General features: G+C 58.7%; 19 protein-coding genes. 4 read left to right on the top strand and 15 right to left on the bottom strand.

Annotated elements, in window-relative coordinates:
* Positions 1-12: 12 nt before the first annotated feature.
* The gene (locus EAO82_RS01275) at positions 13-1509 is read right to left on the bottom strand and encodes a helicase HerA-like domain-containing protein (RefSeq protein WP_096345372.1); all 1497 of its coding nucleotides are present in this window, start codon (positions 1507-1509) and stop codon (positions 13-15) included.
* Positions 1510-1623: 114 nt separating this feature from the next.
* A complete protein-coding gene (locus tag EAO82_RS01270) occupies positions 1624-2172 on the bottom strand; it encodes a cupin domain-containing protein (protein ID WP_096345371.1) in 549 nt (182 codons plus the stop codon).
* A 154-nt stretch (positions 2173-2326) separates the two neighbouring features.
* Here EAO82_RS01270 and EAO82_RS01265 point away from each other — a divergent pair, with 154 nt between their 5' ends.
* The gene (locus EAO82_RS01265; RefSeq protein ID WP_096345370.1) at positions 2327-3868 is read left to right on the top strand and encodes a bifunctional GNAT family N-acetyltransferase/carbon-nitrogen hydrolase family protein; all 1542 of its coding nucleotides are present in this window, start codon (positions 2327-2329) and stop codon (positions 3866-3868) included.
* Here the strand turns inward: EAO82_RS01265 and alr are convergent.
* The 3 genes from alr to EAO82_RS01250 form a co-directional block, all read right to left on the bottom strand.
* On the bottom strand, positions 3837-4928 hold the full coding sequence (gene alr / locus EAO82_RS01260) for an alanine racemase (protein WP_096345369.1): 1092 nt from the start codon (positions 4926-4928) through the stop codon (positions 3837-3839). The genes EAO82_RS01265 and alr overlap by 32 nt on opposite strands.
* Before the next feature lie 102 nt (positions 4929-5030).
* Positions 5031-5387, bottom strand: a complete 357-nt coding sequence (locus EAO82_RS01255; protein WP_096345368.1) for a RidA family protein — start codon at positions 5385-5387, stop codon at positions 5031-5033.
* Positions 5362-6660, bottom strand: a complete 1299-nt coding sequence (locus EAO82_RS01250) for a D-amino acid dehydrogenase (RefSeq protein ID WP_096345367.1) — start codon at positions 6658-6660, stop codon at positions 5362-5364. Before EAO82_RS01250 ends, EAO82_RS01255 begins: the two co-directional genes overlap by 26 nt.
* Positions 6661-6807: 147 nt before the next feature.
* Here EAO82_RS01250 and EAO82_RS01245 point away from each other — a divergent pair, with 147 nt between their 5' ends.
* Together EAO82_RS01245 and EAO82_RS01240 are read left to right on the top strand one after the other, a co-directional pair.
* Positions 6808-7302: an Lrp/AsnC ligand binding domain-containing protein gene (locus EAO82_RS01245; RefSeq protein ID WP_096345366.1), complete on the top strand. Its 495-nt coding sequence runs from the start codon at positions 6808-6810 to the stop codon at positions 7300-7302.
* Positions 7303-7359: 57 nt separating this feature from the next.
* Positions 7360-8661, top strand: a complete 1302-nt coding sequence (locus EAO82_RS01240; protein ID WP_096345365.1) for an NAD(P)/FAD-dependent oxidoreductase — start codon at positions 7360-7362, stop codon at positions 8659-8661.
* 101 nt (positions 8662-8762) lie between these two features.
* Here EAO82_RS01240 and EAO82_RS01235 read toward each other — a convergent pair whose 3' ends face one another.
* From EAO82_RS01235 to EAO82_RS01190, 10 genes are all read right to left on the bottom strand, one after another.
* Positions 8763-10103: a ribonuclease J gene (locus tag EAO82_RS01235; protein WP_096345364.1), complete on the bottom strand. Its 1341-nt coding sequence runs from the start codon at positions 10101-10103 to the stop codon at positions 8763-8765.
* 114 nt (positions 10104-10217) lie between these two features.
* Complete coding sequence (locus EAO82_RS01230; RefSeq protein ID WP_096345363.1) at positions 10218-10694, bottom strand: DUF2214 domain-containing protein; 477 nt, start codon at positions 10692-10694, stop codon at positions 10218-10220.
* Positions 10695-10711: 17 nt separating this feature from the next.
* Positions 10712-11098, bottom strand: a complete 387-nt coding sequence (locus EAO82_RS01225) for a DUF6152 family protein (RefSeq protein WP_096345362.1) — start codon at positions 11096-11098, stop codon at positions 10712-10714.
* Between the two features lie 110 nt (positions 11099-11208).
* Positions 11209-11931: a phosphate signaling complex protein PhoU gene (phoU, locus tag EAO82_RS01220; protein ID WP_096345361.1), complete on the bottom strand. Its 723-nt coding sequence runs from the start codon at positions 11929-11931 to the stop codon at positions 11209-11211.
* A gap of 30 nt (positions 11932-11961) precedes the next feature.
* Complete coding sequence (gene pstB / locus EAO82_RS01215; protein ID WP_218838561.1) at positions 11962-12858, bottom strand: phosphate ABC transporter ATP-binding protein PstB; 897 nt, start codon at positions 12856-12858, stop codon at positions 11962-11964.
* Between the two features lie 11 nt (positions 12859-12869).
* Positions 12870-14147: a phosphate ABC transporter permease PstA gene (pstA, locus tag EAO82_RS01210; RefSeq protein ID WP_096345360.1), complete on the bottom strand. Its 1278-nt coding sequence runs from the start codon at positions 14145-14147 to the stop codon at positions 12870-12872.
* Positions 14140-15528, bottom strand: a complete 1389-nt coding sequence (gene pstC / locus EAO82_RS01205; RefSeq protein ID WP_096345359.1) for a phosphate ABC transporter permease subunit PstC — start codon at positions 15526-15528, stop codon at positions 14140-14142. The genes pstA and pstC overlap by 8 nt, the downstream gene beginning before the upstream one ends.
* A gap of 152 nt (positions 15529-15680) precedes the next feature.
* On the bottom strand, positions 15681-16727 hold the full coding sequence (locus EAO82_RS01200) for a substrate-binding domain-containing protein (RefSeq protein ID WP_218838560.1): 1047 nt from the start codon (positions 16725-16727) through the stop codon (positions 15681-15683).
* Between the two features lie 220 nt (positions 16728-16947).
* Positions 16948-18177, bottom strand: coding sequence for a nucleoside recognition domain-containing protein (locus EAO82_RS01195; RefSeq protein ID WP_096345357.1), 1230 nt, complete (start codon positions 18175-18177; stop codon positions 16948-16950).
* A gap of 18 nt (positions 18178-18195) precedes the next feature.
* Positions 18196-19068, bottom strand: a complete 873-nt coding sequence (locus EAO82_RS01190) for an N-acetylmuramoyl-L-alanine amidase (protein WP_096345356.1) — start codon at positions 19066-19068, stop codon at positions 18196-18198.
* A 291-nt stretch (positions 19069-19359) separates the two neighbouring features.
* Here EAO82_RS01190 and EAO82_RS01185 point away from each other — a divergent pair, with 291 nt between their 5' ends.
* Positions 19360-20646: a DASH family cryptochrome gene (locus EAO82_RS01185; protein WP_096345355.1), complete on the top strand. Its 1287-nt coding sequence runs from the start codon at positions 19360-19362 to the stop codon at positions 20644-20646.
* The last annotated feature ends 18 nt before the right edge of the window (positions 20647-20664 follow it).

Here is a 20664-nt window from a genome sequence, read left to right as displayed (position 1 = left end):
ATGCTGGCTCTCTCAACGGCCCTTGAGGGAGCCGAGCACGCCGCGCAGAATTTGCCGGCCCAACTGGGTGCCGAAAGCTCTGGCCGCACTACGGCCCACAGAGGCGGCCATATCGGTCCAGGTTGAGCTTGCTCTGGCCGCCGGTTTACGCGCTTTGGACGCGGCCCGCGCTTGTTCCTGGGTGCGGGTCTTTGCGGTTTCTTCCGATAGCGCCTTTTCTGCCTGCGCCTGCAGAATCTCGTAGGCGGACTCGCGATCCAGCTCCTGTTCATAGACGCCCGCCAACACCGAAGTGCCGATGATCTCGCCACGTTCCTGATCGCTGATGGGGCCCATCTGGCTTGCCGGCGGGCGTATCAGCACGCGCTGTACCGGTGTGGGAACGCCTTTTTCGTCCAGCATGGAAACCAGCGCTTCGCCGACCGCCAGTTCGGTGATGGCCTGCTCGGTGTTCAGTTCGGGATTGCTGCGGAAGGTTTGCGCGGCGCTGCGTACCGCCTTCTGATCTCTGGGGGTAAAAGCGCGGAGTGCGTGCTGTACGCGGTTGCCGAGCTGGCCGAGGATGGACTCTGGCACATCCAGTGGGCTCTGAGTAACAAAATACACACCCACCCCCTTGGAGCGGATCAGCCGCACAACCTGCTCGATCCTGTCCACCAGGCTTTTTGGGGTATCGGCGAACAACAGGTGGGCTTCGTCGAAGAACAGCACGAAGCGGGGTTTTTCCGCATCGCCGACCTCCGGCAATTGCTCGAACAGTTCGGAAAGCAACCACAGCAGAATGCTCGAGTAGGCCAGTGGGCTGTCCCGGTAGAGCCGTGCTGCGTGCAGAATATTGACGACACCGCGGCCCTGAGCATCGGTTTGCAGGAAGTCCTCCAGGGTCACCGCTGGTTCGCCGAACAGCTTCTCGCCACCCTGATTGTCAAGGTTCAGCAGCGCGCGCTGGATGGCGCCAATGCTGGCGGCGGACAGGTTGCCATAGCGCGGCCCAATCTCGGCGCGTTGCTCGTTGATATGCGTGAGCATGGCGCGCAGATCCTTTAGATCCAGCAGCAGCCAACCGTTATCGTCGGCCACCCGAAACAGGATCTGCAGTACGCCGCTCTGGGTCTCGTTCAAATTCAATAGCCGTGCCAGCATCACTGGCCCGAAGTCGCTGATGGTCAGCCGCAGCGGGTGGCCATGCTCGCCATGAACGTCCCAGAACACGGTAGGTGCACCCTTTACGGTCATTGGGCCCAGGCCGACCTTGTCCGCGCGCTGCTGAAGCTTTTCGCCGAGCACGCCTGGCTTGGCTATACCGGAGAAGTCGCCTTTGATATCCGGCACCAGCACCGGCACACCCAGATCGGAAAAGGCCTGCGCCATGATTTGCAGCGTGATGGTCTTGCCGGTGCCGGTAGCGCCGGCCACCAGGCCGTGGCGGTTGGCCATGCGCGCCATCAGACTCACCGAGCCGTGGGCGTTGCCGCCGATTAACAGGGTCTGGGACTGGCCGTCAGGCATGGGTATAGCTCCTGGGTAAGGGTACGCAGGGCCCAGTTTAGACTGTTTTATTCGTGCCGGGAGTGACCGGCGACCGGGAACGGCTTGCGTCGCCCCGGCAGTGCTCGGAACGGCTTAAAAGTTGGCCGGCGTGGTCGCGCTGATCAGCAGGCAGGGTACGTCAAAGGGATTACGAAAGCGGTGCGGCTGATTGCTGTCGAAGTAGTAACTGTCGCCGGTATCCAGCACGAATACTTCGTTGCCAACAGTCACTTCGAGCTGGCCACTGACCACGGTGCCGGCTTCTTCGCCGTCATGATTGAGCATGTCCGGGCCGGTATCGGAGCCGGGTGGATAGGTTTCGTTGAGGAAGGAGAACGCGCGGTTGGCGTGGCCCTTGCCGACCAGTTTCATGGTCACCTCGCCGGCGCCTATGTCGAGCAGTTCTTCGGCACGGTAGACGACCTTGCGTGGGTTGTCGTCTTCGACTTCAAGGGAGAAGAAATCCACCAGCGACATCGGGATGCCAGCCAGCACCTTTTTTAACGAGCTTACCGAAGGGCTGACGCTGTTTTTCTCGATCATGGAAATAGTGCTGTTGGTTACGCCTGCTCGTTTGGCCAGTTCACGTTGGGACAGGCCCTTGAGCTTTCTTATGGTTTTGAGTCGGGCACCCACGTCCAATATCGATTCCTCCAAGCAGCTCAGCGGGTAATGGCCAGAATGATTGCATGACTGTTCAGAATTTACAACGCATCAACGGGGATGCTTGAACACCTGTTAACATACGCGGTCATATGGCCGATTGTTTGCCATGATAGAAAATGAGGATTGCCGAATGGATCTGGAAGACCTGCACCTTACCCTGCGCACACTGCAACCCAGTGATTATCCGCAGCTCAAGGTGTTGATGGACAAGGTATATGACGATATTGGCGGTGCCTGGCCAAAAAAGACCATTTCGCGACTGATCAGCGATTTTCCTGACGGCCAGCTGGCGTTGGTGGATGCCGACAAACTGATCGGCGTGGCACTGAGCGTGATGGTCGATTACGACGTGTTTTCCGACCCGCACCGGTATCAGGATCTGATCGGCACCACCGAGATTATCCCGAACAAGGCCGATGGCGATGCTATCTACGGTCTGGACGTCCTGATCGATCCCGAGTATCGCGGTCATCGCCTTGGCCGCCGGCTGTATGAGGCGCGCAAGGAATTGTGCCGCTCGCGGAATTTGCAGGCGATTCTGGCCGGTGGTCGTATTCCCGGTTATCACCTGCATGCCGATGAGATGAAGCCCAGCGAATACATCGAGGCTGTGGATCGCAAGGAAGTGCATGACCCGATCTTGTCATTCCAGCTGTCCAATGACTTTCAGGTCAAGCGACTGCTGCGCCGCTACCTGCCCGAAGACAAGAAGTCCATGGGCTATGCCACGCTGCTTGAGTGGAACAACATTCTCTATGAAGCGCATGAATCGCTGCTGCAGATCAACCGCACCCAGGTGCGCGTAGGCGCTGTGCAGTGGCAGATGCGGCGTTTTGCGTCGGTCGAGGCGGTGCTGGAACAGGTCGAGTATTACGTTGATGCACTGTCGGATTACGGCAGTGACTTTGCGGTGTTCCCCGAGCTGTTCAATGCGCCGTTGATGGGCTTGCGTGACCAGACCGACGATGTGGAGGCGATTCGTTTCCTGAGCAGCTTTACCGAGCGTTTCCGTTCGGAGATGTTGCGCATGGCGGTCAGTTACAACATCAACATCATTGCCGGTTCCATGGTAGAGGAAGGCAAGGACGGGCGGCTGTACAACGTTGCCTACCTGCTGCGCCGCGATGGCTCCGAAGAGCGTCAGGCCAAGCTGCATATCACTCCGCAGGAGCGTCGCGACTGGATTATCCAGGGTGGTGACGATCTGCAGGTGTTCGATACCGATGCCGGCCGCGTTGGTATTCTGATCTGTTACGACGTCGAATTCCCTGAGCTGGGACGGCTGCTGGCCGATCAGGATATGGATCTGCTGTTTGTACCCTTCTGGACCGACACCAAGAACGGCTATCTGCGCGTGCGCCATTGCGCCCATGCCCGGGCCATCGAGAACGAATGCTACGTGGTGCTCTGCGGCAGCGTCGGCAACGTGCCATCGATCGAGAACCTGGGGATTCAGTACGCCCAGTCGGCGGTGTTCTCGCCGTCGGACTTCCCGTTCCCGCACGACGCGGTGCTCAACGAAACCACGCCAAATACCGAGATGATTTTCTTCTCTGACCTGGACTACAACCGCTTGAAGCTGGTGCGCAACGAAGGTTCGGTGACCAACCTCAAGGATCGCCGCAACGACCTGTTCACGCTCAAGTGGAAAAAGAAGAAGTCGAAGAAATAAAGCGCCGCGGCACGCGATTGAGATTGCAGAACAGTTGGTAGGCAATGGTGCCGGCGTGGCTGGCAACTTCGCTGGCATTCAAGCCCGCGCCCCACAGGCGCACGTTGCTGCCCAGGCCGGATTGCGGCAGGTCGGTCAGATCCAGGGTGAGCATGTCCATCGATACCCGGCCGATTATCTGGCTGCGCTGGCCGTCTACCAGCACCGGCGTGCCGTCTGTAGCGTGGCGCGGGTAGCCGTCGGCATAGCCCATGGCAACCACGCCGACCCGGGTGGGTCGCTGGGTGATGAAGCGTGAACCATAACCAATCGGCTCGCCAACGGGCAATTCGCGCACGGCGATCACCTTGGATTGCAGCTGCATGACCGGTTTGAGCCGGGCAGCATGTTCCTGTTCGAACTCAAAGGGTGTTGCGCCATAGAGCATGATGCCCGGCCGCAGCCAATCGCCGTGGGCTTGTGGCCAGGCCAGTATGCCCGGCGAATTGCACAGGCTGGTTGGGCCCTTCAGATCCCGGGTTACGCGCTCGAAGGTCGCCAGCTGCTCCTCGGTGCGGCCGGTTTCAGGTTCATCCGCGCGGGAAAAATGCGTCATGCTGGCCAGGCGGGCAACGTTCTGGCTGCGCTCCAATTGCTGCCAGAGGCCGGCATATTCCGCGGGAGAAAAGCCCACGCGGTGCATGCCGCTATCCAGTTTCAGCCAGATATGCAGCGGCGCGCCGAGCTGAGCTGCCAGCAGTTCCTGGACCTGGCCGTGGTGGTGCACCACGCACCAGAGTTGGTGCTCAACGATCAGCGGCAATTCGCTGGCTTCGAACCAGCCTTCCAGCAACAGGATCGGCTGTTGAATTCCGGCGGCGCGCAGCTGCAATGCTTCTTCGATACAGGCGACAGCAAAGGCATCGGCGTCATCTGCCAGGGCCTGGGCGCATTCCACCGCGCCATGGCCATAGGCATTGGCCTTGATAACGGCAAAGGCGCGGCTTTTGCTCAGGCTTTTGGCAAACCGATAGTTGTGGCGCAGGGCGTCGAGATCGATCAGGGCGTGGGCTGGGCGCATGCTGGCTTCTTGTAAAAAATGCGGGGCTGGACAGCCCCGCCAAGGCCTAGATTATCAGACCCGGATGCCGCACGGGAATCAGGGCCGCCGAGAGGGTACCGTTCAGACCGCGGCGATCACCGACATCTCTACCAGGATCTCCGGCTCGCAGAGCAGCGCCTGGACGGTCGCGCGTGCAGGGGCGGTACCGGCGGGCAGCCACTCGTCCCAGACCCGATTCATTGCCTCGAAATCGGCATTGATGTCCTTCAGGTAGATGGTCACCGAGAGTATTTTCGTCTGGTCAGTGCCAGCCTCGGCCAGCAGTTTTTCGATGGCCTGGAGGGTGCTGCGGGTCTGCGTTTCCGCGTTCTTGTCCAGATCATCATCGGCCGCCACCTGGCCGGCCAGATAGACGGTGTCCTGGTGAATAACGATCTGGCTCATGCGTTCATTAGTGTGCAAGCGCTGTACTGACATGCCGGCGAATCTCCTTGTGAGTGGTGTAACGGTCCAGGCCCAGACCTTCGGTGCGAATGGCCGGGGTGCGACCGCCGATCAGATCGGCAAGCAATTGGCTGGAGCCGCAGGACATGGTCCAGCCGAGTGTGCCGTGACCGGTGTTCAAAAACAGGTTACGCAACGGGCTGGCGCCGATAATCGGCGTGCCGTCCGGGGTCATTGGCCGGAAACCGGTCCAGAAACTGGCCTCCTGCAACTGCCCGCCCTGGGGAAACAGGTCGCTGACCACCATCTCCAGTGTAGCGCGGCGTTTGGCCCGCAGGCTGCTGTCGAATCCGCTCAGTTCGGCCATGCCGCCAACCCGGATGCGGTCGGCAAAGCGCGTCATGGCCACCTTGTAGGTTTCGTCCATGACCGTGGACACCGGCGCCATGGCATCGTTGGCGACCGGCAGGGTCAGCGAGTAACCCTTGACCGGGTAAATTGGCGCCTCGATGCCCAGTGGGCGCAGCAGTTGCGGCGAGTAGCTGCCCAAGGCCAGGACGTAGCTGTCGGCTTGCAGCACCTGATCATCGGCGAGTACGCCGGTAATGCGATCGCCGTCGGTCAGCAGTTCCTGGATATTCAGGTTATAGCGGAATACCACGCCCTGCTCCGCGCACTTGGCCGCCAGGCTGGTGGTAAACAGATGGCAGTCTCCGGTTTCATCGTTGGGTAGCCGCAGGCCGCCAACGATTTTCTCGGCGCTGGGCGCCAGGCCCGGTTCGTAATTGACGCAACCGGCGCGGTCGAGCAGTTGATAAGGTACGCCGCAACTCTCCAGCACGGCCATGTCTTGCGCGGCGGCGTCGAGTTGCTTCTGCGTGCGGAACAGCTGCAGTGTGCCCTTTTCGCGGTGTTCGTACTCGACCCCGGCTTCCTCGCGCAGCCCCATCAGGCAGTCGCGGCTGTATTCGGCCAAGCGCATCATGCGTTCCTTGTTCACCGCATAGCGGGCCTGGGTACAGTTGCCGAGCATCTGCATCATCCAGCGATACTGGTGGGGATCGGCGGTTGGGGTGATGGCCAGGGGCGCATGCTGCGCGGTCATCCACTTCAGCGCCTTGACCGGTACGCCCGGCGCAGCCCAGGGCGCGGAGTAACCGGGGGAAATCATGCCGGCGTTGCCGAAGCTGGTTTCCAGGCCAGGGCCGGGCTGTCGGTCGATCACCGTGACCTGATGTCCGGCCTTGGCCAGATACCAGGCGCTGGTCACACCAATAACGCCGCTGCCGAGAATCATTACGTGCATGACCTTCACTCCGTCTCAAACCGAAAAGGCAATTTGCCCATGTGGGCGATATTGCTATTCTAAGAGCTGTTGAGCAGTGGCTTGGTTTGAAAAAAAGGTAAAGTGCAGTGGTTTATTCTGAATTAATCCGCCTGGAAGAGTTTTTTCATGAAAACACGTAGAGCTTCAAGCCGCGAGCTGGACAAGATCGATCGGCATATTCTGCGGCTGCTGCAGGCCGAGGGTCGAATGTCTTATGTGGACTTGGGTGAGCGGGTCGGATTATCCACCACGCCGTGCATGGAACGGGTTAAACGCCTGGAGCGGGAGAAGTTTATTCTGGGCTATGGCGCTCAGCTCAATCCACAGAAGCTTGAGGCCAGTCTGTTGGTATTTGTCGAAATCAGCCTGTCTTCCAAGTCGGCGGATATTTTTGACGAGTTCCGTCGTGCAGCGATCAAGCTGCCACATGTGCTGGAGTGTCATCTGGTCTCGGGTGATTTTGATTACCTGATCAAGGCGCGTATTTCGGAAATGGCTTCCTACCGCAAGTTGCTCGGCGATATTCTGTTGAAACTGCCCGGCGTAAGGGAGTCAAAGAGTTATATCGTCATGGAAGAGATCAAGGAAAGCCTCGCGATACCTGTACCGGAAAGTGATTAGTGCTATCCTGCGTAAAATTTAATTTACATTAATTCGCTATTTCAAACGGACCGTTCGATGCTTTCTCTGACTCCGCAAAACCAGCCAGCCCCCTCCTGGTATATCGCTTCCGCCAATATGCGTCTGAACTGCCCGCCCCTTGCTGGGGTTGTGGAGGCGGACGTATGCATCGTCGGCGGCGGCTATACCGGGGTGAATACTGCTATCGAACTGGCCGAACGTGGGTTGTCGGTGGTGTTGCTGGAGGCCAGTCAGATCGGCTGGGGTGCCAGTGGACGCAATGGTGGGCAGTTGATTCGTGGCGTCGGCCATGGCCTGGAGCAGTTCACCAATGTGATTGGTGAGCAGGGTGTGCGCGAGCTCAAGCTGATGGGGCTGGAAGCCGTGCAGTTGGTCAAGCGCCGGGTCGAGAAGCACGATATCGCCTGCGATCTGACCTGGGGCTACGCCGACCTGGCGAACAAGCCGCGGCATCTGGATGCTTTTCGCGCCGAGATGCAGGAGCTGCGCGAGCTGGGTTACGGCGCCGAGATGCGCATTCTTGAAGCCGCCGAGGTGCATCAGGTGGTGAACTCCGACTTCTATGCCGGAGCGATGACGGATATGGGCTCCGGCCATCTGCACCCGCTCAATCTGTTGTTGGGTGAAGCGGTTGTTGCTCAGCAGTTGGGTGTGCGTTTATTTGAGCAGTCGCAGGTAACCCGCATCGAATATGGCCCCAGGGTCAGAGTGCACACCGCTAGCGGCACCGTCAACGCCGGCCAATTGGTACTGGCGTGCAATGCCTACCTGCGCGATCTGCAGCCCCAGCTGAGTGGCAAGGTGCTGCCCGCCGGCAGCTATGTGATCGCTACCGAGCCACTGGGAGAGGAGCGCGCACGTGCCCTGATCCCGCAGAATATGGCGATGTGTGATCAGCGTGTAGCCTTGGATTATTACCGCTTGTCCGCTGACCATCGCCTGGTGTTCGGTGGTGCCTGCCATTACTCCGGGCGGGACCCTGCGGACATAGCCGCCTATATGCGGCCGAAGATGCTGCGCGTGTTTCCACAATTGGCCGAGGTTAAAATCGACTATCAGTGGGGCGGTATGATCGGCATAGGTGCCAACCGCTTGCCGCAAATCGGCAAGCTGCCGGAGCAGGCCAACGTCTTTTACGCCCAGGCCTACGCTGGCCACGGCATCAATGCCACGCACCTGGCGGCGAGTCTGCTGGGCGCGGCCGTAAGTGGCCAGGCCAGCAGCGGCTTCGAGCTGTTCGACCGGGTACCGCACATGACTTTCCCCGGCGGCAAACACTTGCGAGCGCCGCTGCTGGCGATGGGCATGATGTGGGAACAGATCAAGGAAGCGTTTTGATGCAGCGGCAAGCTGCAAGCCTCAAGCTGCAAGATTAAGCAGATCGAGTCAAACTTGAGGCTTGAGGCTTGAGGCTTGAGGCTTGAGGCTTGAGGCTGGCGCTAGCGCCTATCGCTCGGGACTGTCAGTCCCCAGGGCAGGTCAGCGACCTTGCAGGGCTGGGAGCTGAGATCGATCAGCTCGCCATTGCTGGGTACCAGGCCACTGAGTCCCAGGCTGCGGCCAAACTCCATATGCGCCTTCTGGTGGTACAGCTCGCCATGTACCGGCAGCAGGTAGCGCGCTTTCAGCCAACCATAGAGTGTGCGCAGGTCTTCCTGGGGCGGATGGCCGGAGGCATGGATTGGCGCCATGTCATCATCGATCACATGCACGCTCTGCGCTTTCAAGCCGGCCTTGATCCGGGCCAGAGCTTCTTCATTGCCAGGGATCAGGCGCGAGGAAAACAGCACAGTATCACCGGCTTCCAGGCTCAAATGCGGATGGCTGCCGCTCGACAGGCGCGCCAGCGCGGCTGCCGGTTCGCCCTGGCTACCGGTACAGATCCATAACTGCTGCTCGCGCGGCAGGAAGCCCAGCTCCCAGGGTCCGATAAAGCCGGGTTGCGCCTTCAGGTAGCGCTGCGCGCGGCCGGCGCTATGCATGGTCAGCAGACTGCGGCCCAGCAGTCCGGCATAGCGGCCCGCATCGAAGGCAATCTCGGCCAGGCTATGCAGGCGCGCCAGGTTGCTGGCAAAACAGGTCACTATCACCCGTTGCTGGCAGGGGCGGATGGCATCCTGCAGACCGTTCTGTACCGCAGCTTCGGATCGGCTGGCCCCGGTTACCGGCGCGTTGGTCGAGTCGCCAATGATCACATCCACCCCAGCTCGGCCAATCGCCTGCAGGCGCGCCTGGGCGGTCAACTCACCTACCACCGGGTCGTTATCCAGCTTCCAGTCGCCGCTGTGGTAAATACGTTTGCCCGCTACTTCGAGCACAATCGCATGGGACTCGGGGATCGAATGCGTGACGGGGATCCACTCAGCCTGGAAGGCGCCGATGCCAATGGGCTCAAGCGGCTTTATTTCATGCAGGCGCGGCCAGGTCAGATTGGGGTCAAGCTTGTTACGAATCAGCCGGGCGGCAAACGGGCTCGCGTACAGCGGGCAGTCCAGTTGTCCCCAAAGGTGCGGAATCGCGCCAATATGATCTTCATGCCCATGGGTAATCAGTAGTGCCGAGAGCTTGATGTCGTACTTCTCGAGGGCTTCCAGGCTGGGTACCGAGACCTGATTACTGCCGCCGGGCGTGGCTTGCAGGGCAAAGCCGCAGTCCACGGCAATCCACTGCCCGCCAGAACCGAACAGGTAGAAATTCGCGCCGAACATGCCGGTACCGCCCAGCGCCAGAAAAAACGGGCCGGGCTGGCGGTGGAGTTGATCGAAACGCGGGGCGGGCATGGATATGTCCAGTCGGAATAGGCAGCCAGCTTAACAGTCCGCCAAGGGGCGCGGCCATACCCGGCGGGGTCTGGTTCACGGGCAGGCTAACGGCAGGAAGCAGGTTTTGCCTGTTTAGAGAAAGCCGATCCAGCGCCCGGCTACCAGGGCGGCAGGCCAGAGCAGCAACGATATCAACGCATGAATGCGTACTGGCAGGTTTGCCCGGCCTTCCTGCAGCGCCAACCGCCAGTGTCTTCGAGAGTGAAGAAATGTCGCGTTAGCAATGGCGAGGCTTACCAGCAGCAGTTTGCTTAAGAACGCACTATTGTTTACATATTCCGGAGCATTGACCAGGAACAGCCAGATGCCGGTGAAAATGGCCAATGCCAGGCCGCTGGCAGCCGTGCGGCTCAGAACGTGAGCCAACGGCTGCAACGGCGCCTGGCGAAACAGCCCCAGCAGGCGAAGATCCAGAGTGATAATGCTGCCCAGCAGCATACCCAGCCCGGCAATATGCGCGGCATTGACCAGCAGATAAGCTAGGAAATAATCACGTAGCCATACGGCCGGAGGTAAAGCCGTGAGTGCGGTCCAGAGACTGTCGTCCATTCAGGCGCAGCGCCCGGTCAGTGCTGAACACGGTCGGGGTAGATATCGTAGGTCTTGTCCCCGACAATCACCTGCACCGCTTTCATGCGTTTTTCCGCTGCGTCGCGGGAGCGGTTGCCGATAACTGTAATCTCGTCGCCAGGCTTGGTAGAGTCCTGGTCAAAACCGGCACGTGCAGTGCCACGGGGATTGCCCAATTCGATGCGCCAGTTACCGTCATCTTCGGTTTCGAGCTCAATTGATGGATGCGGAGGGCTGATGCGCACTTCGCTGACGGTGCCGGTCAGCTGCATCTGATCTTCTTCAGCCCAGGACCAGCCGTGATGGGCCAGGGCGGGAGCGGCAAACAGGGCCGCCAGGGCAGTGATGCCAAGTGTACGAGTGAGTGCTGATGGAAAGCTCATGATGACTCCTGTTTGCATGTCAGGGCAATGGCGCCTCAATCACTAGGACAGCCGACAGGAGAAACAGTGCCGCTCAGTTAGCCTGGCGGCACGCGATCTGCGCGTTCGAATCAGCGCCCGACTACTTTCTCGGCTTCTTCCACCGGCGTGTGGCGTACGTCTTCGCCCTTGACCATGAAAATCACGTTTTCGGCGATATTGCAGGCGTGGTCGCCGACCCGCTCCAGCGCGCGCAATACCCACATCACCGACATGCAGCGGGAGATATTGCGGGTATCTTCCATCATGAAGGTCAGCAAGGAGCGCGTGGCCGCCTGGTATTCTTCATCAACGCGCTTGTCTTCCTTCATGATCCTTAGCGCTTGCTCGGAATCCAGGCGAGCAAAAGCGTCCAGTGCGTCGCGCAACATGCTCAACACATGATCGCCAATGTGTCGCACTTCCACATAGCCGCGTGGCGCCTGGCCCTCTTCCGAGAGTTTGATGGCAAACTTGGCAATCTTCTTCGCCTCATCACCAACCCGCTCCAGATCCGCCACCATCTTGATTACCGAAATAACCAGACGCAGATCGCGCGCGGTAGGCTGACGCCGGGCAATGATCAGCGTTGCCTCTTCGTCTATGTCCATTTCCATGCGGTCGACTTTCTTGTCGCCAACGCGCACTTCATCGGCCAGATGGCCGTCATTTTCAACCAGGGCGTGGATGGCCCGCTCAACCTGGGACTCGACCATGCCGCCCATCTTGAGAAATTCTGATTTCAGATCCAGAAGTTCATCATTGAACTTGTTGGAAATGTGATCGCCGTACACATCGTCTTTTTTATCTGTCATAACGTTTCTCCAGTGTCCAACAATCCAGGGTTAGCCAAAGCGACCGGTAATATAGGATTCGGTAAGATCGTGCTCTGGGGAAGTGAACACCTTGGTGGTTTCATTCACTTCTACCAGGTGCCCCAGGTGGAAGTAGGCAGTGCGATGGGATACACGCGCGGCCTGCTGCATGGAGTGGGTGACGATAACGATAGTATAGCTTTCCGACATCTCGGCGATCAGTTCTTCCACCTTGGCGGTGGCGATAGGATCCAGTGCCGAGCAGGGCTCGTCCATCAGGATGACTTCCGGGCTGACCGCGATGGCGCGGGCAATGCACAGACGCTGCTGCTGGCCGCCGGACATGCCGGTGGCCATGCCATCCAGACGATCCTTGGCTTCATTCCACAAACCGGCCTTGCGCAGACTGCTTTCAACGATATCGTCCAGATCCGATTTGCGGTTCGCCAGGCCGTGAATGCGCGGGCCGTAGGCAACATTGTCGTAAATGGATTTGGGGAACGGATTGGGCTTCTGGAACACCATGCCGACCCGCGCACGCAGCTCCACCACATCGTTCTTAGAGTGGTAAATATCTTCACCATCTAAGAGCAGATCACCCTTGACCCGGCAGATATCGATGCTGTCGTTCATGCGGTTCAGGCAGCGCAAAAAGGTCGACTTGCCGCAGCCTGATGGCCCGATAAAGGAGATCACCTCGTTACGGGAAATATCCAGGCTGATGTTTTTGATGGCCCGGGCTTCACCGTAGAAGACTTCCACATTGCGCAGCTTGAACTTGGGGTTGTCCGAGTAGGGGATGCCTACGGTCTTGCCCTCTTCGACATGGATGTCTTCGCGTTTGGTTTCTGCTATCGGGTCTTGCACTGGAATAACCGTTTCTTTGCGCATTCCAGCCTCACTGGTAATGGTTTCATTGACACTCATAATTATCTCCTTTACCACCGGCGTTCAAGGCGTTTGCGCAGCCAGATGGCCAATGCGTTCATCGTGATCATGAAAGTTAGCAGGACCATGATGCCGGCGGATGCCAGCTCCACAAATCCCTGTTCTGAGCTGCTTGCCCACAGGTAAATCTGCACGGGTAGAACGGTGGCGGAATCAAAAAATCCTTCAGGCACGTCGACAATAAAAGCGACCATGCCGATCAGCAGCAGCGGCGCAGTCTCACCCAGTGCCTGCGCCATGCCGATGATGGAGCCAGTCAGCATGCCCGGCATTGCCAGCGGAATCACGTGGTGTAACACCACCTGCATCTTTGACGCGCCGATGCCTTCCGCTGCCTCGCGAATGGACGGCGGCACGGCTTTGATTGCGGCCCGGCTGGAAATAATGATGGTCGGCAGTGTCATCAGCGCCAGTACCAAACCGCCCACCACCGGCACCGAACGCGGCATACCGAACAAACTGATAAATACCGCCAGGCCGAGTAGACCAAAGATGATCGACGGCACGGCGGCCAGGTTGTTGATATTCACTTCGATAAAATCAGTGATCTTGTTTTGCGGAGCGAACTCCTCCAGATATACCGCCGCTGCAATACCCATGGGGAAAGAAATCATCAGCGTGACCAGCATGGTCAACAGTGAACCTACAATGGCCCCAAGAATGCCCGCGTTACCCGGTTCACGAGAGTCGCCCCGGCTGAACAGGGTGTCGTTGAAGCTGGTGCCGATCACGCCCTCTTCCTGCAGGTAATCGACCCACTGTTGTTGCTGCTCCGATAGGCGGATGCTGTATTTCGGGTTGTCTGCATGCTTGACGTAAACCGACACCTGGTCATGCGCCTGGAACACGAAGGTTTCTGTGGTATTCAGCAGCTCCGGATTTGCCCGCAGCCGATCACTGATATCGTTGGCGGCGTAACTACTGACCAGCGCCCTGAGTTCGCGTGTTTGCGCAGCGCTTTCCGCCCCAGGGATCTGCTCCTGCAACGCGGTGATAATCGGCGCGATGAAATCAGCCATCGATCGCTGCTCGGCATCCGTTGGGTCGGTGAGATACATCTGCTCGGAGTCCAGCGTGACATCAAGGGTTACCGTGGTTTTGATAAAGCCGGTATGGCCCTTGTTGATGATGTCGGCGAACAGGATGACCAGTGAAGCCAGCGCGATAAAGATCGCTACCATGCCGTAAACCCGGAAGCGGCGCTCCTTGCGGTAGCGCTTTTTCAGCGAGCGGCGGACGATCTCCGCCTGAGAACGTTGATCAGTCATACTGTTCCCTATATTTGCGAACGATTTTGAGTGCCACCACGTTAAGCATCAGTGTGACGATGAACAGCAATGCGCCCAACGCAAATGCAGAGAGTGTTTTGGCACTGTCGAATTCCTGGTCACCGACCAGCAGGGTAGCGATCTGTACCGTGACGGTGGTTACCGATTCCAGTGGGTTGGCGGTCAGATTGGCCGCCAGGCCTGCAGCCATTACCACGATCATGGTTTCGCCGATGGCCCGCGATGCCGCCAATAGGATGCCGCCGATGATGCCGGGCAGCGCGGCCGGGAAAATCACCTTCTTCATGGTCTCGGACTGGGTCGCACCCAGTGCCAGCGAACCGTCACGCATCGCCTGCGGTACCGCGTTGATAACGTCATCCGAGAGCGATGAAACAAAAGGAATGATCATGATGCCCATGACCAGGCCGGCAGCCAGTGCACTCTGCGAGGATGCTTCCAGGCCGATGATTGCCGCAGCATCGCGGATAAAGGGCGCGACCGTAAGGGCGGCAAAAAAGCCGTAAACCACGGTGGGTATACCGGCGAGCATTTCCATCAAGGGTTTGATGGTGGCCCGCGCACGTTTGCTGGCGTATTCGGAAAGATAGACCGCAGACAGAAGCCCGGTGGGTACCGCCACAAGCAAAGCGATGGCGGATATCAACAGGGTGCCGGTAAACAACGGAATAACGCCGAAAGCCCCGTCAGAGCCTACCTGGTCAGCTCGCAGAGCAGTTTGCGGGCTCCAGCTGGTACTGAACAGAAAATCAGTGATCGGCACTTTCTCGAAAAAGCGCAAGGTTTCGAACAATACCGAGAACACAATCCCTGCGGTCGTCAGCACGGCCACCGCCGCGCAGAGGAAGAAAAACCAGCGTAATGTGCGCTCGACGTTCTCGCGGGCGTTGATATGCGGCATTACCCGGGTCCAGGCGAACGCGGCGCCGAGGACAGCGATCAGCGCGACCAGCATTGCCTTGAAGTTATCGCTGCGATCGCGCAAACCCTCCAGCACTTTGGCCGCTTCGGCAATGTGCTCGGGCACGTTGTTAGCATTGAGGCTGCCAGCGGCAACGTTGCTGATCTGGGACAGTACCAGACTGGCTCTGCCGGCGGAGTCCGGCCAGACGTCCATGGGCATGGAAGCGATGACGATGCCCTGAATCACCTTGCTTTCAAATGCCGCCCACAGGGCTAAAACGATCAGCGCGGGTATCGCACACCAGAGTGCCGCCCGCGCCGCGTAGTAAAAGGGTAGCGCCTTGAGATTGCGGATACCGCCAAGTGGCTCGGCTACGGCCTTGGAACGCATCAGTGCCAGGCTATAGGCGATGGGGGTAAGCACCAGAATCAGGAGCAAAAGATGGGCCGTTTGCATAACAGTCTCTGTGTTGATGGCGTAATTTAGCTAGCTGCGGCCGGTAGTCTGCCAGTTTGCTGAGCAAAAATAATCACCCAAACGTAAGAAAAGAACGCGGGCTGTTCAGCTCGCGTTCTTCTTTGTCATCCCTGACGTTTTACAGCTGAAGCTTACAGCTCGTTACCGGTCATCGGCGTCAGCTCTTTAACTGCCTTGGCTGTGGCCATGCGACGGTCGCGCGGGTTAGGGATAAGACCAACGTCAACCAGGTAGCCGTTGTCACCCCAGGCGCCTTCGCTGGTGAACTCGGAAACATACTCTTCAATACCAGGTACCACACCTACGTGGGCTTTCTTGACGTAGAAGAACAGTGAGCGAGCAACAGGATACTCTTCGCTGGAAATCGTCTCAGGCGTCGGCGCTACACCGTCAACTGTGACAGCGTGGATCTGGCCTTCGTTTTCCATCAGGAAGCTGTAACCGAAGATACCCAGAGTGCTCTTGTCCTGAGCCAGACGCTGAACGATCAGGTTGTCGTTCTCACCGGCTTCAACGAAAGGACCGTCTTCACGCATGCTGTGGCAAGCGGCCTTGAAGGCGTCTTCTTCCATTGCCTTGATAAACTCGAACTTGCTGCAACCGCCTTCCATCGCAATTTCAACAAAAGCGTCACGGGTACCGGAGGTAGGAGGCGGCCCCATTACGTTGATTGCCATATCTGGCAGGTTGGAATCGATGTCGCTCCACTTCTTGTAAGGGTTGGCAATCAGTTTGTCACCGCCCTTGGGATCTGGAACTTCCTTGGCCAGGGCCAGGTAAATCTGCTCCAGACTCACGTTCATCTTGTCTGCTTCGTTGGACTGGGCAATCACGATGCCGTCAGCGCCAATACGTACTTCGGTGATTTCTTTAACGCCATTGGCCTGGCAGTTGTCGAACTCGCTCTTCTTCATGCGGCGCGAAGCGTTGGTGATATCGGGGTGCTGAGTACCCACGCCATCACAGAACAGCTTCAGACCGCCACCAGAACCAGTGGACTCGAGCTTAGGCGTAGGGAAGTCGGTGTTACGACCAAAACGCTCGGCAACAACGGTTGCGAACGGATAAACAGTGGATGAGCCGACGATGTTGATGGTATCGCGAGCCATGGCTGGGGCAGATACGGCAGCGATGCTGACCGCGAGTGCCGCAGAGGTAAGAGCTGTCTTCAATTTCATCACGTGTGTCTCCATTTTGACGTTATGTACCGGGTTTGTTTCGCCGATGTGAGAACAGTAATAGCTCTGTGTGACAACTTTGTTACAGCGATTGAAATAGCCTGCTTGGCACAAGGCCATGCCACTCAAGGTCAGGTGGCTGGCGGGGAAAGAGCGTGCGCCTGGGGTCGTTCTGCTGCCCTTGTTGCGCTGTCTTTGGGCAAGTAGTCGGGCCGCGGCCCTAACCAAAAAACCAGTAGCAGACGGCAATGGCGGTGAGCATGCCGGCCAGGTCGGCGAGCAGGGCGCAGCCCAGGCCGTGGCGAATTTTGGTGATACCTACGGCGCCAAAATAAACGGCCAGGACATAAAACGTGGTTTCAGTACTGCCCTGAAAGGTCGCGGCCATCAGCGCCGCAAAGCTGTCGACGCCGAAGGTATCCATGGTTTCGATCATCATTGCCCGCGCGCCGCTGCCGGAAAGCGGCTTGATAAAGGCAGTCGGCAAGGCATCAATAAAGCGCGTATCCCAGCCCAGGCCTTCGACCATCCAGCGAATCCCGTCGAGCCCGGCATCCAGTATGCCGCTGGCACGCAGTACGCCGACGGCGACCAGCATGGCAACGAGAAACGGCAACAGGGAAATGGTAAAGCTGAAACCTTCCTTGGCGCCTTCTATAAAGGTGTCATACACATTGACCTTGCGCAGCGCGCCGATCGCCAGGAAGGCAATGATGATGCCGAATAGCGTCAGGTTGCCGACCAGGGTCGAGGTGGCTGCAAGCGCTTGCGCAGACATGCCGGCCAGCGCGGTCAGCAGCAATCCCAGCGCCAGGCCACCGCCAATCAGATAAGCCAATACCACCGGATGCCAGAGCTTCAGGCGCTGCATCAGCGCGACGCTGAACAGGCCGACCAGACTGGAGGCGGTGGTAGCCAGCAGAATCGGCAGGAACACCGCGGTAGGATCAGCCGCGCCCTGTTGCGCGCGGTACATGAAGATGGTCACGGGTAACAGCGTCAGCGAGGAAGTGTTGAGCACCAGAAACAGAATCTGCGCGTTGCTGGCGGTGTCCTTGCCGGGGTTGAGGCTTTGCAGCGAGTGCATGGCCTTGATGCCAATCGGCGTCGCGGCATTGTCCAGGCCGAGAATATTGGCGGCGAAATTCATGCTGATATGTCCAAGCGCGGGGTGGCCGCTGGGCACTTCGGGCATCAAGCGGCGAAATAGCGGATCCAGAACCCTGGCCAACACGCGAATCAAACCGGCCTTTTCAGCAATCGCCAGAAACCCCAGCCATAGGGTCATGGTGCCCACCAGCACGAGAATAATCTCGACACTCAATCGCGCCATATCGAATAACGCGGCGACCAGCCGGCTGAATACTTCGGCGTCGCCCAGGCCCAGCCATTGCCAGAGGGCGGCGGCGAAGGAGGCAAGGAAGAAGCTCAGCCAGATTCCATTAAGCATTGGGGTCGGTTCCGTTTCTCAGCGGTAAGGTTGCGCGCATGGCCGTAGTACTGACGGTGCGGCCGGCGTCATGCTTTGCGCTGCGGGTTTGCACCACAGCGGCGAGTTGACCGTCTGCGGTACCAGTGCGGCTAGAATTGCCGCGGTTTCAGCATCGGCGACTCCATCAAAACGGGCTGGCCGAAAACGCATCTGAAACGCGGCCAACAGGTTTTTGCTGGCATTGACCTGCTCGGGTGCACGCGCCAGGTTATATCCGAATTGCTCCAGCGCCATCTCGAACCACTGCACAGGTGGTGTTTGGCCGCCGAGTTGCCGTTGATAGTGTTCGACCTTTTGCTGCTCGGGCCAGATCGCCACGCCGGCATCCGCCAATTGCCGCCAGGGGAACAAAGGGCCCGGGTCCACTTTACGTTGTGGGGCGATATCGCTGTGGCCTACCACGCGGTCCGGGCCTAGCCCGTGACGCTGCAATATGTCTTTCAACAGCGGAATCAATGCATCGATCTGATCCTGTGGCCAAGGGTGCCAGACGCGACCTGCCGGAGTATCGGTATAGCCAGGGTGAACGATCTCAATGCCAATACTGGTGCTGTTCAGCCAGGTACGACCCTGCCAGCTGCTGTCACCGGCGTGCCAGGCACGGCGATTCTCGTCCACCAAGCGGTAAATAATCGGCGGTGTTGCACCAATCAGATAATGGCTGCTGACTTCGCCAGCCAATAGATGATTAAGTGAACGCTCAAAGCCTGAGGAGGTGTAATGCAACACGACGTACTGCACGCGACTGTCGTGGTTTGGGGAGTTATAGCGGGTATCGATCTTCAGCCCGCTGGTGCAGCCGGTCAGCCACAACAACAGATATACAAGCGGCAATAGGCGTAGAGGCATGCGGGCAGATCCTGGCCGGTTGGGGTCAGCCGGGAGACTAGCATGCGGCGGGCCTGCGATGCAGCTATGTCAGTGCCGGGTCGCCGGTGGCGCCTGAGTGGGGCCGGAGAAATCCTTGCGCCAAGGCTTGCCTTGGCAGCTAGCCCGGTTCGGGCAGTCAGCCAGGCATCCGCGGCAAGGGAGAGGGGGCGCAGGCGGGTTAGGCATTTTCTGACGGCTCGCTATTGGCAATAATATTATGCATATTAAGGTTATTGTATAAGATAAGTACAGAAAATACAGGATTGCAAGATGTCAGTGCTGGTCTGGTTAAAAAGCGACTTGCGGTTGCAGGACAACCCGGTGCTGCGGGAGGCGTTGGGCAGCGCTGCGTGCCTGCCAGTCTATTGTCTCGATCCTGCCGAGTTCGTACCTGACCGACATGGCATTACTGCGTGTGGTGCGCGCCGCACCAGTTTCCTGCTGGAAAGCCTGGTAGATCTGCATGCGTCGCTGCAACAGTTGGGGTCGGGACTCCTGGTAAGAATCGGCAGCGCCGAACGCATTCTTCCACAGCTGTGCGCGCAGCTGGGTATCGACCGGGTTGTCAGCCATGCTGAGCACGCGCCGTATGAGCAGGCATTGCTGGACCGGGTAACCGCCGCATTGCCTGAGGGCACGCAAGTTATGCTGCGCCTGAGCAATGCGTTGTTTGCACTGGAGGACCTGCCCTTTACCGAAGAGAAGTTGCCCCAGGTTTTCACTCGCTTTCGTCATCAGGTGGAAAAGTACCCGCCTGCTATCGAGGCCTTGGCTGCGCCAGAAGAACTGCCGGGCTGGCCTGCGGGCGCTTCGGACTTAGTTGCCGGGGTGCCTTGCATCAGCGATCTAGGGTTCACCCCGCTCGCTCAGGAGCCGCGTTCCTCCCTGCCCTATTCAGGGGGAGAAACGGCTGCAAAAGCATGGCTGGATGATTACCTTTGGCACAGCCAGGCGATCAGGCACTACAAAAGCACGCGCAATCAACTGCACGGCCGGTATTTTTCGTCCAAGCTGTCTGCGGCCCTGGCGCACGGATGTCTGTCACCGCGCACCGTATTGCTTGCTTTGCGTCGTCACGAAGCGCGGTTCGGGGCGAACGAGTCCACCTACTGGTTATGGTTCGAGCTACTGTGGCGGGAGTTTTTCCGCTTGAGCCTGAGGTTGCACGGCAAACGGTTTTTTCGGCGCGGCGGCTTGCATGCGGGGAGCCCACCGACAGGGCATGATCAGCGTTTCAACGATTGGCGCAATGCAGCGACAGGCCAGCCGTTTATCGATGCCTGCATGACCGAGCTGAATGCCAGCGGCTTTCTGTCCAACCGTGCGCGGCAGATTGTCGCCAGCTATCTGGTTCACGATCTGCAACAGGATTGGCGGTTGGGCGCTGCCTGGTTCCAGCAGCAACTGGTGGATTACGACGTCGCCAGCAATTGGGGTAATTGGGCTTATATCGCTGGGGTTGGGCATGACCCCCGGGGCGGACGCGTATTTAACCTCGCCAAACAGGTTGAGCAGCACGATCCCGAGGGGCGGTATGTCGCAATCTGGTCGCGCTGATTGGGTCTGGCCCGGTGC

Origin of the sequence: Halopseudomonas pelagia (assembly GCF_009497895.1) — a bacterium.
Classification (GTDB): domain Bacteria; phylum Pseudomonadota; class Gammaproteobacteria; order Pseudomonadales; family Pseudomonadaceae; genus Halopseudomonas; species Halopseudomonas pelagia_A.
This window is presented reverse-complemented; position numbering and strand designations above follow the sequence as displayed.